The organism is Lacihabitans sp. CS3-21, assembly GCF_024343675.1.
Classification (GTDB): domain Bacteria; phylum Bacteroidota; class Bacteroidia; order Cytophagales; family Spirosomataceae; genus Leadbetterella.
The window spans coordinates 198,044-212,391 of the sequence record NZ_RJUD01000113.1; the positions used below are offsets into that span (position 1 = coordinate 198,044).

The 14,348-nt window shown below is 36.8% G+C and carries 11 protein-coding genes and 1 pseudogene; 2 read left to right on the forward strand and 10 right to left on the reverse strand.

Features of this window, described 5'->3' with window-relative positions:
- Nucleotides 1-13: 13 nt before the first annotated feature.
- Both EGI24_RS20685 and EGI24_RS20690 read right to left on the reverse strand, forming a co-directional pair.
- The gene (locus EGI24_RS20685) at nt 14-355 is read right to left on the reverse strand and encodes a hypothetical protein (protein ID WP_255050536.1); all 342 of its coding nucleotides are present in this window, start codon (nt 353-355) and stop codon (nt 14-16) included.
- Nucleotides 356-519: 164 nt separating this feature from the next.
- Entirely contained in the window at nt 520-1,197 is a 678-nt protein-coding gene (locus EGI24_RS20690) for an ABC transporter ATP-binding protein (protein WP_255050537.1), read from the reverse strand.
- 162 nt (nt 1,198-1,359) lie between these two features.
- On the opposite strand from EGI24_RS20690, the pseudogene EGI24_RS20695 reads away from it, so the two are divergent.
- Nucleotides 1,360-1,638, forward strand: a pseudogene (locus tag EGI24_RS20695) (four helix bundle protein); the annotation flags it as partial.
- Between the two features lie 47 nt (nt 1,639-1,685).
- Here EGI24_RS20695 and EGI24_RS20700 read toward each other — a convergent pair.
- The 6 genes from EGI24_RS20700 to EGI24_RS20725 form a co-directional block, all read right to left on the reverse strand.
- A complete protein-coding gene (locus tag EGI24_RS20700) occupies nt 1,686-2,933 on the reverse strand; it encodes an efflux RND transporter periplasmic adaptor subunit (protein ID WP_255050538.1) in 1,248 nt (415 codons plus the stop codon).
- A 136-nt stretch (nt 2,934-3,069) separates the two neighbouring features.
- Entirely contained in the window at nt 3,070-4,395 is a 1,326-nt protein-coding gene (locus EGI24_RS20705; RefSeq protein WP_255050539.1) for a PAS domain-containing sensor histidine kinase, read from the reverse strand.
- The gene (locus EGI24_RS20710) at nt 4,392-5,720 is read right to left on the reverse strand and encodes a sigma-54 dependent transcriptional regulator (RefSeq protein ID WP_255050540.1); all 1,329 of its coding nucleotides are present in this window, start codon (nt 5,718-5,720) and stop codon (nt 4,392-4,394) included. Before EGI24_RS20710 ends, EGI24_RS20705 begins: the two co-directional genes overlap by 4 nt.
- A 62-nt stretch (nt 5,721-5,782) precedes the next feature.
- On the reverse strand, nt 5,783-7,087 hold the full coding sequence (locus EGI24_RS20715; protein ID WP_255050541.1) for a TolC family protein: 1,305 nt from the start codon (nt 7,085-7,087) through the stop codon (nt 5,783-5,785).
- Nucleotides 7,088-7,320: 233 nt separating this feature from the next.
- Complete coding sequence (locus tag EGI24_RS20720) at nt 7,321-7,983, reverse strand: ABC transporter ATP-binding protein (protein WP_255050543.1); 663 nt, start codon at nt 7,981-7,983, stop codon at nt 7,321-7,323.
- A 391-nt stretch (nt 7,984-8,374) separates the two neighbouring features.
- Complete coding sequence (locus tag EGI24_RS20725; protein ID WP_255050544.1) at nt 8,375-8,581, reverse strand: hypothetical protein; 207 nt, start codon at nt 8,579-8,581, stop codon at nt 8,375-8,377.
- Between the two features lie 508 nt (nt 8,582-9,089).
- Between EGI24_RS20725 and metG the strand changes: the two genes are divergently transcribed.
- Nucleotides 9,090-11,156 (forward strand): methionine--tRNA ligase, encoded by a 2,067-nt coding sequence (gene metG / locus EGI24_RS20730; protein ID WP_255050600.1) that lies wholly within the window; start codon nt 9,090-9,092, stop codon nt 11,154-11,156.
- Between the two features lie 97 nt (nt 11,157-11,253).
- On the opposite strand, the gene EGI24_RS20735 is transcribed toward metG, so the two are convergent.
- Together EGI24_RS20735 and EGI24_RS20740 are read right to left on the reverse strand one after the other, a co-directional pair.
- Complete coding sequence (locus tag EGI24_RS20735; protein ID WP_255050545.1) at nt 11,254-11,889, reverse strand: hypothetical protein; 636 nt, start codon at nt 11,887-11,889, stop codon at nt 11,254-11,256.
- 59 nt (nt 11,890-11,948) lie between these two features.
- On the reverse strand, nt 11,949-14,120 hold the full coding sequence (locus EGI24_RS20740; protein WP_255050546.1) for a TonB-dependent receptor: 2,172 nt from the start codon (nt 14,118-14,120) through the stop codon (nt 11,949-11,951).
- Nucleotides 14,121-14,348 lie beyond the last annotated feature (228 nt).

The window sequence follows — 14,348 nt, forward strand, 5'->3', positions numbered from 1 at the left end:
ATATATCAATGTTTTATGATTTAGAATTTTGCTTTAAACTCTTTTCTTTTTTTGCGATTTCTTTCAACCTATTCTCTGGAAATATAATGGTAGTGCCATATTGGTTGCACTTAAATTGAGCGTTTTTTAATTGGAGATTTTTCATCACAAATCCTTCTTTCGATATGTGCATAATAGCCAAGTCTTCCACATTAAAAACCAAGGTATCTGAAGATTTTGAAATGAATTTCAGAATGTTATTTTCAAGACTAATGGCCTCACCTTGTTCGTAGGTTCCGTCAGATTTTTTGATAAAATCTTGGCAGTAAACTTGTCCAAAAACAAGTAGAAATGTAAGTGTTAATAGCTTTTTCATAATTTATTTTTTTGCTTTTAGCTTTTAGCTTTTAGCTTTTAGCTTTTAGCTTTTAGCTTTTAGCTTTTAGCTTTTAGCTTTTAAGTAATGTTTCTTGGCTTATCTTGGTTCATTCTATCTATTTAAATTCCAAAGCGAAGAGCTTATCACTAATAGCTTTAGCTTTACACGTGGAAATTCTCCGTCACGATTTTACCGTCAAAAAGATTCACTTTACGGTGTGCAAAACTGGCATCGTAAGGTGAGTGCGTTACCATGGCTATTGTAGTGCCTTCAGCATTGAGTTCCATTAAAAGTTTCATCACTTCCTCGCCATTTGTCGAGTCCAAATTACCAGTAGGCTCATCGGCCAAAATCAACTTAGGTTTTGCTACAACTGCTCTTGCGATGGCCACACGTTGCTGCTGTCCACCAGACAATTGCTGCGGAAAGTGATTGCGGCGGTGCATCATGTTCATTCGGGTCAGGGCGTTTTCTACCAAAATTTTACGTTCGTCAGTAGGTGTTTTCAAATACAAAAGCGGCAACTCCACGTTTTCGAAAACGGTCAACTCATCGATAAGATTGAAGCTCTGAAATACAAAGCCAATGTTGCCTTTTCTTAAGTTTGCACGCTCCCTTTCGGTCATTTTGGCCACTTCATTTCCATGAAAATCATAGCTTCCTTCGGACGGATTGTCGAGTAAACCGATGATGTTTAACAAGGTAGATTTACCACAGCCCGACGGCCCCATAATGGCCACAAATTCGCCATCTTTGATTTCTAAATCAATGCCATTTAAGGCTGTCGTTTCAATTTCTTCGGTACTAAATACCTTCTTTAGGTTGGTTGTTTTAAGCATATTGTTAGTTTTTAGTTTGTAGCGTATAGCTTTTAGCTTTTTTCTCGAAGCTTGCTATATTTGCTATTATAATATAAATCTATTCTTTATGAAAAATTTTAAAATCTATCCGTTTGGGAAAAATCCCATCAACTAACTTTAAAGGTTTATAAACCCACGGTTAGTTTCCCTTCAAATGAACTTTATGGACTAACCAGCCAAATTCGTAGTTCCGCTGTTTCTATCCCTTCAAATATTGCTGAAGGAAGTGGTCGCAATACAGACCCATAATTAGCAAGGTTTTTAACCATTGCACATGGCTAAGCTTCAGAACTGTCTTATCAATTGTTTCTTTCTTTTGAACTAGGTTATTTTTCTATTGAAACCTTTAATAATTTAGAGTCTTCAGTAACTGAGGTCTTGAAAATGTTAAATTCATTTATCCAAAAACTAAGTAAATAACCCAAAACTTGAAGCTAATGGCTATTCGCTAAAAGCTATTAGCTCTTCTAAAACACCAATACTTCCTTATCTCCAAAATTCTCATAGCCACTAGTTATCACTTTTTCTCCAGATTTTAAGCCACTTAAAACTTCGAAGTATTCAGGATTTTTGCGACCAAGGGAAATGTTTCTTTTGACTGCTTTTTTGCCAGAGGCATCTACTACATAAATCCAGTTGCCACCGGTGTCAGAGAAAAATCCGCCAACAGGTATTAACACTGCTTTTTCAGCTTTGCCAAGCTCTAATCTCACCGGAGAGGATTGTCCACGTCTGATTCCGTCTGGCGAGTTTCCAGTGAAAGTCATATCAACAGCAAAACGACCGTTTTTCACTTCGGGATATACCTTTATGATTTCTATTTCGTGCGACTTTCCGTTGAATTCAAAAGACCCCCTAAGCCCAGGAAAAATCCTAGAAATGTAATGCTCGTCGATATCAGAACGCATTTTAAAGCCATCCAAATCATCAATCTGCCCGATATTTTGCCCCTGACTGATGTTAGAACCAACTTCTACATCAATAGAAGAAAGTAAGCCCGAAACTGGGGCTTTAACTACCAAATTCTCAAGCGTTTCACGCCATAAATCCACGTTTTTTTGCGTCCTTTGTAATGTTCCTTCGAGCTGTTTTATTTGGAGATTCGAATTTTCTTCTTGGTATTTCTGAGATTCTACCTCAATATTTCTTTGGTTTACTTGTCTCTCATATTCTCTTTTAGATTTTTGAAATTCAGCCTCAGAAATTACATTGTCTTTAATCAATTTCTTGTTTCTTTCAAAAGCATCTTTGGCTTGATCAATCTGAAAATCCAATTCGGCAAGGGTCTTTCGTAAGGTAAATTTCTCTACTCTCAATCTCTGGCGAGTGTTTTGAAGATCGTTTACCAACCTGTTAGCCTCGGTTTCTGACTGTAGAAAGTTCAGTTTCAGTTGTTGATTTTCAAGTCTCAAAATAATATCGCCTCTTCCCACTTTGGTACCACCTTCTACCAATTTTTGTGTAACATATCCACCAACGATAGCGTCTAACCTAATGGTTTTTAGTGGTTGCACTGCTCCCTGAACGATTATGAATTCATCAAAATTTCCTTCCTTTACATCACTGATGGTTATCTTATCTGCATCCACATTTAGTTTCGATCTTTTATCAGAAAAGAACGTCAGATATATGATAAATGCGACCAAAGCCACACCCAATCCAGTAAGAGCAATTTTCTGTTTAGTCCAGAATTTTTTCGGTTTTATTACGTCCATTATTATTTATTAGTTCAATACTCTTATTAATATTCCTATTTCGTGCCAAAAATACAAAGCACTGATAATATGTATTTTATAAAGTAAATACCAGATTTATTTGTCCATTTTCGGACGTTAATTGTCCGTTTGCGTTTTATGCAAACTGCAACACAAATACGGCACCACTAGGTTGGTTTTCGTAAAAATTAATGTTGCCGTCGTTGAGCTGCATAATTTGGCGAGATAGACTAAGTCCTATGCCTGATCCCGTCTTTTTGGTTGTGTAAAACGGAATGAAAATTTTCTCTTGTAAAGTTTTGTCAATTCCAATTCCATTGTCAGCGATTTCAATAGTTTTAGTGCCATTTTCGGTGTGGGCTGTAATGGAGATTATTTTATTTTCTGATTCGTTTTCTACTTCAAAAGCATTTTTGACGATATTGATTAGAACCTGTTCAATTTGCTCAATGTCGATAAAAGTCTCAAAATCACTTTCCACTTCATAACTAATTTTAAGCTTACTTTCGAGAGCTTTTTGAGCAAAAATACCTTCCAATGTTTTTAATAATTGGCTCGCTGTGGCATAATATTTATTTGGAGTCGGAATAGACGTAAACTCGCGGTAAGCATTTACAAATTTCATGATTCCGCTTCCTCGCCTTTGAACAGTTTGTAAGGCATCTTTCAAGTCATCAATAGATTCCTGTTCTTTTGGGTTATTGGCTTTGATCTCGTTTTCTACTATATCTTTCATCGTTTCGGCCAATGAAACTATGGGCGTTACAGAGTTCATAATTTCATGACGAAGTACTTTAGTAAGGTTCTGCCAAGCTTCTAACTCTTTAATTTGCAACTCTGAACGAATATTATGAATAGCCACTAATCTAATTTTTCTACCACGCATTTGAATTTCTGTAACAGAAAAAGAAAGATCATTTTCAGGCAAACTCAGCAATTTTGGTTCACCTGATTTTAGTGAAGCAATACATTCAAAAATAAATGGATTCTGCTTTTCAATGTCTGAAATGTGCTTGAGCCGGTAGACTTTCAAGAGTTTATTGGCCGCTTGGTTATTGATTTCAATTTTGCCTTCGGTATCATAAGAAAGTATGCCTACGTTGATTTGCTGAATGATGGCATTGATAAAGTGTAAAGTCGCTTCTCGCTCAGCCCTAACTTGATTGAAACTATTAATTACAGCATTGAGGTCGTTGTTGAGGTCTCTAAAACTCTCACCAAGCTTGTTGTCGGCTTTGAAAGTAATCGCAAAATCTTGGTACTGAATCGACTCAAATAATCGCTTCATTTTTCGGTTAAGTGAGGTTACGTATTTATAGAGATTGGCAACACTAATTATTTGCAACAAACCAAAAATTATGGCAACTGGAACGTTTTTTTGAAAAAATGACCATGAAAAACCCAATGATAAGCCTAGAATTATAAGACTACGAAGCAGAATACCTAGGCTAAAATTTTTCATAAATTAAACTTTTCAATTCTCCTATAAAGTGCTTGGCGACTTATGCCCATTTCTTTGGACGCATCCGTGATATTGCCATTGTGTTTTTTGAGTGTTTTTATAATTAACTGTTTTTCAAGGTCTTCCAAATAATAGGTTTCTACCAAAGGATTATTGTTATTGTTTGTTTTTCTTACCACAAAGTCGTCTTCGCTGAGGGTGGTATTTTGCGTTACTATGACAGCCCTTTCTATTACGTGTTGCAATTCTCGCACATTTCCTGGCCAATGATAGGCCATCAATTTCTTTTGCAGTGGCACGCTTATTCCTTTGATTTTCCGATTGTATTTTTTTGTGTAAATACTCAAAAAATGCTCGGCCAAAAGCAAAATATCTTGACCTCTCTCTCTGAGTGGCGGTAAATTTATCTCAATCGTATTGATTCTAAAAAGCAAATCTTGGCGGAATGTTTTTTCTTCCACTCGCTCGTAAATAGCTTCGTTGGTAGCACAAATCAAACGTGCGTCGAATGGAATTTGTGCATTTGACCCTACTTTTACGATGTTTCTGTTTTGAAGTACAAATAGCAATTTGTTTTGCAAAACCATTGGGACATTACCTATTTCATCCAAGAAAATAGTGCCTTTGTCGGCTTCTTGAAATCTCCCAATTCTTTCTTCGCGGGCATCTGTAAATGCACCTTTTACATGGCCAAAAAGTTCACTTTCGAAAAGATTTTCACTCACTGAACCTAGGTCGGCATGGACAAACTTCTTTTCTTTTCGTTTTGAAAATTGATGAATTTCTCTGGCTACAAGGTCTTTGCCAGTTCCGTTTTCTCCCAAAATCAATATATTGGCATCGGTGGCAGCCACTTGCTTGATGAGGTCAGCCACTTTTTTCATTTCATCAGATTCTCCAATGATACTTTGTGTAGTCTGATTTTCTTTAATTTCAAGGGTATCTTTTTTTGAAAAAACACCACTTAGGGTTTCTAGCAGTTTATCATTTATCCAAGGTTTCAGAATAAAATCAGAAGCTCCATTTTTTATGGCTCTTACTGCCATTTCTATTCCGCCAAAAGCTGTAAAGAGAATTACTTTTTGATCTTTCTTCTTATCTAAAATGAAATCCAACCAAAAGAATCCTTCATTTCCTGTGTTTACATCTCTGCTAAAATTCATGTCGAGCAGAATGATGTCAAACGTAAAGTTATTAAGTAGATAGGGTATTTTGTCCGGATTTTTCTCAATTTCCACTTTTTGAAAATGACGCTTCAGCAGCAGTTTAGCCGCGTTTAGAATATCCACATCGTCGTCAATTATCAATATGCTTTTTTCGTGCATCTAAAAATGAAATTTATGTAAATCTAAGAAAGCTTTATCTGAAAATCTCCAAATTTTTGTTTTTAAAGAAAGTCAAATTCACCAGTTTGATAATATGCTAGCAATTTTTTCTGCAAAACCCACCTGAATTTGGCCTGAATTTGATTGGAAATTGCCCTTTCGAGATTGGCCTGAGCTAATGAAAACTCAATTGGATTTATGGTCCCTGCTTCAATTCTAAGTTCAACAAGATTTAGATTTTCTCTACTGATTTCAACTTGCTGACTGGCATTTTTATACCTTTCTCCAAAAGCGTTCAACATCAGTTTTACAGATTCCAAATCTTGCTGGAGCGTATTTTCTCTCACTTTACGTGTGTTATCAAGCATTTTTTTCTGAATCTTTAGCTGCTGAGTTTTGGGAGAAGTTTGAAATTTCGAAAATATAGGAATGGCCAAATTCAAAGAAAATGAACCGTTTCTGGTATCATTGACTTGTTGGAAAAAAGACCGCTCGGGATTTGAAGACGCATAAAAAGTGCTGTAATTGCCACTCAAGCTTAATTCAGGCAAATTTTCTGCCTGATTAGCTTTTATTCTTCTATCAAAACTTTGACCTTGTAAATCAAAACTTTTATACTCTGGCAAAAACTCTACAGGATTTACGGCTATTTCAATTATTGATTCCTGTCCAATTTCATAAGGAATTATAGATTCAAATTCAATAGCGTCATTTGGCTTAATATTCATCAATTGAAAAAGCGTGAGTCTCGCAATTTGAAGATTGTACTGGGCGTCAATCAAACCACCTTTATCAGATGCGGCTTGATTGCTGAATTGCAGAGCTTCTAGCTTTCCAGAAGTACCTGCGGCCATCATTTTTTGTTGCCTGGCAAGCTGAATTTCAGAGTTTTCCAACTGCTTTTTTGCAGCAACTGACAATTCCTTTGCAGCTAAAACATCCAAATATGCTTTGAGTAAATTTACTGATAATTGATTTTTATCTGCTTCAACGTTCTGGGTTTCGGCCTCTTGAAGTAGCTTGGCACTCTCTATTAAATTTCTTGTTTGAAAACCTTTGTAAATGGGAATACCCAACTGAATATTTCCATATGTAGAATTATAGAGTTGGTTGATATAATCGTTCGAAAACCTATCTATAGAACGTCCGAAGTTCATTCCTTGGGCAAAAAACGCTTGAATTTGTGGTAGATTTCTAGCCTTGGCATCGGCCGTATTGGCATTGGATAGCTCAGCATTTAAGTAGGCTCTTTGAAAAGTTGGATTGTTTTTTAAAGCCAAATCCACACACTTTTTCAAAGTGTATGTCTGCCCAAAAACATTGCTTGTAAACACAAGACTTAAAATTATAAATAGCTTTTTCATCATCGTTTTTGTCTATTAGAATACTAATTATCAAGCATCCAATGTTTTAAATTTTGAGTGGTTAGAAATTATCCTTTGTTTCGTAGATTGAGATTGATGGAAACGGTCACTGAGCACAATGAAATTCAAATGATAATTTGAACAAAATTGCGACCGCAGGTAGGCGGTCACTGAGCACAATGAAATTCAAATGATAATTTGAATAAAATTGCGACTGCAGGTCTGAAGTGCCGTTTTTACACCAACCATCCGTCTTTCAAATTCACTACTCTATTACCATATTCCGCATTGGTTTTAGAGTGCGTAACTTGGACCACAGTAACCCCATCTTTTTGATTCAATTCTTTGAAAACCTGCATGATATAATCTGCTTGGTCAGAGTGTAAGTTTCCTGTTGGTTCGTCCGCAAAAATGATTTTTGGCGAAGTCACCAAGGCCCGTGCTATACCTACCAATTGTTGTTGTCCACCCGAAAGCTGGCTCGGGAACAAGTCTTTTTTTGCCACAATTTGGAATCTATCCAATATGTCCGCTACCCTACTTTTCCGTTCTGCAGAAGAAACATTTTGATACAAAAGAGGCGTTTCTATGTTTTCATAAACCGTTAGTTCGTCTATCAAATGATAAGCTTGAAAAACAAATCCAATTGTATTTCTATGTATTTCGGTCTTCTTTTTTTCTGAAAGTGAAGTGACGTTTTCATCCAAAAGCTTATATGTACCTTCTGAAGCTTCCTCCAATAGCCCAAGAATGTGTAATAAAGTAGATTTTCCAGAACCCGATGGTCCCATAATAGACACAAATTCTCCTTGTTCTATTTTCAAACTTATGTTTTTTAAAATATAAACCTTCCCAAAACCTTGTTTGAAATATTTTCCTATGCCCTGAAGCTCAATCATTCTTCTAAATGCTTATTTAAGCCATAAAGATTCGAATTTTGTGCCAAAAATACAAGTACCTCATATTCTGATACTTAAAAAATAATAGTATGGTTATTTCGTCCGAAAATGGACAAAAAAAGTACGGTGGTGGACAATGCAATTCACTAAAAAGTTGACCTAAATAGTGTTATTTATTATTAAGATGGATGTGATAACTTTAATTAAATGACTTAAAGTTGAATGAAATTTATAGCAATGAGGAAGAAAATAAAAACCGAATAAATAAGATTAAATAGATTTTTTCAATCTTAAAAAAATATAGATTATCAATTCTTCAGAAATACATATTGAAAAAAATCCATAAAAGAGACTGGAATGATTACACTTATTTAAAATAAAAACGTTGCTTTCATACAAAGCCTTTGATACTTAAAGTACCATTTTCTCTCTGAAAAATAGGCATTAGGGTTTGATTACCCCGCGTTATAGTACCGAAATAATAATGACTATATGATTTAATTTTCATCGGTAACAAATCAGGAAACTGGGTCTTTAATAGTGCTGGTATTTCACCATTTGACTTCACAACGTGCTTCGGTACAATTATTCTGGCCATGATTATGATATTTTTTTTATAATTATCCTAAATATTAAAGTATCTGACTAACATAGAATTAGCTCAATAACTAGCGAATCCCTTAATGCTTAATGTTCCCCCAATGCGTCTAAAAACAGGCGTCAAAGTTTGATCATCATCCTTGTGCGTTCCGCAAAAATTATGACTATACGAACATGATCTTTCATAGGATAAATCCGGAAAATGATTTCTTAATAAAGAGATAATCTCAAGATTTGAGTTTACTAAATGCTTCGGAACAATGATTCTGGCCATGATATTTTTTGTTTATAATATTTGAAAAGCTTGAAATTGAACGACTTACGCCTTCTTTTATAAATCAAATGTATAGGTATTTTTTTATGCTAAAAAATTTTGCTTTAAATTGCTAATATTTTAAGCATTTGATTTTTGTAATTCTAGCGATTGCTTTACAGCTTGGTCAGTTTGGTGAAACATTTCTCAGAAAATTATGCTAAATTTGCACCTCAATTTTCTCCGAGATACGATGAACAACAATCCGAAAAGATATACTGTTACTGCTGCTTTGATTTATGCCAATGGCCCAATACACATTGGACACTTGGCTGGCTGCTACCTGCCTGCTGATATTTATGTGCGTTATTTGAGACTGAAAGGCAAAGATGTAGCCTTTATCAGTGGCACAGATGAACATGGGGTGCCGATTACTATAAAAGCAAAAAAAGAAGGGACGACACCGCAGGGTGTGGTTGACAAATATTACGGAATAATCAAAGATTCATTTGAGCAATTCGGGATTTCGTTTGACATCTATTCTCGTACTTCAAATCCCGTTCACCACGAAACTTCAAAGGAGTTTTTTACGACACTGAACAACAAAGGGTATTTTGACGAAGTGATAACAGAGCAATATTTTGACGAAACGGCACAGCAATTTTTGGCCGACCGTTACATTGTGGGTGAGTGTCCAGTTTGTCACAACGAAGGGGCCTATGGCGACCAATGTGAAAAATGCGGTTCGTCACTTTCTCCTACCGAGTTGATTAATCCCAAATCGACAATATCGGGTGCTAAACCTGTTATGAAAGCCACCAAAAACTGGTATTTGCCTTTAGACAGAATGCAGCCCGAAATAGAAAAATATGTGAATAGCCACCCCGAATGGAAGCCCAATGTGTTTGGCCAATGTCAGTCGTGGTTGAAACAAGGTTTGCAGCCACGTGCAATGACCCGCGACTTGGACTGGGGGGTAAAAGTGCCGTTGGAAGATGCGGAAGGCAAAGTACTATATGTGTGGTTTGATGCTCCAATAGGCTATATTTCGATGACCAAAGAATGGGCAGCTGCCACAGGAAAAAACTGGGAAGATTATTGGAAATCAGAAGACACGAAGCTTGTTCACTTCATCGGAAAAGACAATATCGTGTTTCACTGTATCATATTCCCGGCCATGTTGATGGCCGAAGGAAGCTTTATTTTGGCAGATAATGTGCCTGCCAATGAGTTTATGAATCTCGAAAACGATAAGATTTCGACTTCAAGAAACTGGGCAGTTTGGTTGCATGAATATTTGGAAGAATTTCCAGGCAAACAAGACGTGTTACGATATGCTTTGGCGGCAAACGCACCTGAAAGTAAAGACAACGACTTTACTTGGAAGGATTTCCAGACCAAAAACAACTCAGAGTTGGTAGGCATATTCGGCAATTTTGTAAACCGAACCGTGGTGCTAACACAGAAGTTTTATGATGGAAAAGTGCCTGCAAGAGGTGAACTTCAAGAAGTTGACAAACAAGCCCTTGAAGCCTTGAAACAACTGCCGTGTGATGTATCTGATGCCATGAAAAATTACAAATTTCGGGATGCATTGGCCAGTATGATGGAAATTGCCCGATTAGGAAATAAATATTTGGCCGAAACCGAACCTTGGAAAGCCATAAAAGAAGATCCTGAGCGTGTAAAAACCATTATGAACATAGCGATGCAAATTACAGCCACATTAGCAATTGTAGCTGAACCGTTTTTGCCGTTTACTTCTCAAAAATTATATGACCAATTGAAACTTTCAGGCTGGAACCTAAATGGCCCTAAACACGAATGGATAGATGCTGGAAATGCAGATTTGGTACCTGTTGGACTAGAAATAGGTTCTGGAGCATTGCTTTTTGAGAAAATAGAGGACGAAACCATAGACAAACAAGTACAAAAACTACTCGACGCCAAACGAATGAACGAACTGGAAGGAAAGACCGTAGCCCCGCTGAAAGAGAACATTCAATTTGATGATTTTGCAAAATTGGACATCAGAATTGGAACCATACTAGAAGCCGAAGCAGTGAAAAAAAGCAAGAAATTATTGAAATTCTTGATTGATGACGGCCTAGAAAAACGCACAATTTTGAGTGGTATTGCCGAACATTTCTCTCCCGAAGAAATGGTAGGCCGCCAAGTAACTTTCATAGCCAACCTAGCCCCAAGAATGATGATGGGCATAGAGTCGCAGGGTATGATTTTGATGGCCGAAGACAAAGATGGATCTTTGGCACTTTTACAGCCCCACAAGGAGGTTTGGAATGGTGCTGGGGTGAGTTGAGGTTAACTAAATATTAAATACAAACTATTTCAATATTTTATAAAAAAAGCCGAATCCATAAAGAATTCGGCTTTTATATTAAATAAAGTATAGAGAATTACTTTATCTGCGAAAGAAAATAATTCGAAGCTTCTTTTCCCCAATTTGGAGCATAAACAGTTGCCGATTTGAAAGTGCTGAATTTGGCTAAAGCTTTCTCAAAATATGGTTTTGCTTTTGCCTGACCTCCACCAAATCCTTCGGGGGTGTAAAAAACATTGGTTCCCATCACATAAGGCACTCTCGGATTTTCTGGATTGATTTCTTCTGCTCTTTTGAGGGCAGTCTGGAAATCTGCACCGTATTTCTGCCATCTACTCATCGGATCTACCGAAAGTTTAGCCATGGCGTATTGGGCTTTTAAAACTTCAATTTCATCATTGTTTGGTGATAACATTTCGGCTTTTTCTATAAAAACCGCTGCCTTTTCCAAAAGTAAATCTTTTTCGCCAGCTTCTTTCAGCTTAAAAGTTTCGTTGATAAGGCAATATGCCGACCAATATTGTGGTGTCCACTCTTTGGCCTCCGCACCGGCTATTCGCTCCATTTTGTTGGCCATGGGCATATATGAACCTTCATAATTGGCCTGAATGGCGGCCGCTTGTTCAGTCATGATAGCTTCAAATTTCTCTTTTTGTGCAAAAACTGCTACCGAAGTAATTGCTAATGTGATACTTAATACTAACTTTTTCATAATAATTTGCATTGTTTAATATACTGTTTTGTTTTATTTATTGCTCTGTTTAATATCTTCTAAAAATTCAAATCTGCTTCTTTTGATCTTCCATTGAGTTTGCCAAATGTCCAACTTACTCCAAAGAAAATCATACGTTTCATGGGTGGATTTACCTCGTATCGCTTGCTTCCGTCAACCGAATATCTGTAGCCAAACACGTTGTTCCTACCCAAAACATTATCAACAATGGCATAGAATACCAAGAAACTATTGGCTGTTTGTTTTATTTTGCTGGCCATAAAACTCACGTTCTGATACGGTTTGGTCATTTCCACTTTCCCAAAATCTTCATTTATACCATACACTGGTCGGCCCGAAGCTTGTGAAAAAGTGAGACCTACATTGGTGGCTATTTTAGTAAAAAACTGCTTGTAAACTATACTCATATTATGTTTTGAAGCGAAATATGGCATGACTGACTTTGGGTAATTTCTGAAATATCTCTCGGTGTCAAGAAAAGAGTAGGTCACCCACACATCTCCATTTTTTAGACTTTTTTGATCTCTAAAAAACATGTCAAATCCTTGAGCGAAGCCATTGCCGCTGTTGTCTGTTTGTCCAGTTGGAAATCTATATGGATTTGGATCAAAAGCTTGGCCCTTTTCCACTACCAAATTGTCATATTTTTTATAGAAAACCTCTGTTCTGAATGTCCTGCCCAACTTCATAATCTGATAGTTGGCTATAATATGATCCGACGACTCAAAACCAAGATTTTTGTTGAGATACAAATACTCTTTGTCAGGGTTTTGATAAAATCTACCGCCCGCCAATGACACTTGCGAGTACTTTCCAGTTTTATACGCCATGGATATTCTAGGCACTGCATTGTATTTACCGATAGCCGAGGAATATTCAGCTCTGGCACCTAGTCTAATGGCTAATTGTGGCGATGCAAACATTTCTGATTCAGCAAAAATAGCAGAGTAGTGATCTTTCAAAGTAGCAAGGTTCTGTTCAAATTGATTTGAAACATTTATCCAATGCGTCTCCGCTCCAAAATTGAAAGTTGAACTGCGATTGTTTCCGTAAAGTCGGCTCATAACCGCTCTCAATTGCGTTCTTTCATCCTCTCTATCCGCTTTCATGTTACCGATTTTTAGATTATCCATATTTTTGCTGTAAGAAACGCCCGAGTTCAACACCCAAAGTCCGTCTTTATAAGATTGGCGATAAGAAGCATTGGTGAATGCATTCTTATTGGTATTGGCAAATAGATATTTGGTGTTTTCTACATCATAATTTGGCAAGTTTATAGCCGAACGGTTATCTGCAAATGTCCCGTAAATTTTTAAAGAGCTGTTGTTCTTAAAGTTTTCGTTTACACTTACCGAGGCTCCCACACCTTCTGGCACTTTTTCAAAATCATAGTTATTTTTCACCAATTTTATCAATGGTGTGATATTGCTGTAATATAAAGTTCCTGTCAACCAACCTTTGTGCGTATGCGTAACCGCCGCACTGGCCAGATTCAAACTTGCAGTTGTGGAGGTATTTTCACCCAGTTTATCTTGGGTATTGAGCAACAAAACCGATGATAAAGCTTGTCCGTACAATGCTGAATATCCACCAGTGCTAAAAGCTGTACCCTTAAACATAAACGGATCAAACCTTCCTCGCTGAGGTACATCTGGCGTGCTGCTAAAAAACGGATTCTGAACAATCATGCCGTCTATTACCGTTTTGGTTTCGTTGGCCGAGCCACCTCTCACAAACAAACCTTCTCGCTCCCCTACTCTGTTTGAACCTGGCAAAAGCTGCATTACAGACACGATATCAGCGTTTCCACCAGCTGTAGTGACGATATCTAGCGGCTTCAGCATCACCATTTTCTTTTCATCAGAGGCTTCAAACATACCCGCTGTAACTACCACCGCATTGAGCGAATTTATGGTCTCTTCCAATTTGATTTCAACCTCCACTTTTTGTCCATTAAGTTGAATTTCCTTTTGTGCGTTTAGAAAACCAACCATGGTTACCAGTAATTTCTTTGTGCCTTTTTCGTCAGTAGAAAAACTAAACTTGCCGTTTTCGTCCGCCGATGCACCGTCATAAGTTCCTTCAAGTGCAATATTAGCAAATGGAAGAATCTGACCTTTTTTGTCGGTTATTTTGCCCGAAACGACGGTTTGGGCTTGAGTAGAGAAGATAGTGAGAATTGTAATTAAAAATGTAAATAGCTTTTTCATAATTGTTTTTTGCGTTTCGATGAGTCAAAATTGATGGATTATGCAAAAAATAAAAATGAGTATTCGATGAATGATATGAAAATTACCGATGAGTGGATTTTTCGTACCGATTAAATTAAATTCATAACAAAAAAATATCCAAATGAAAGCTTTAAGACATCAAATTGGATATCTCAAATAAAAAGGGAAAATTAATTCGTACGAATTAAATTACTACCCAAAAATATT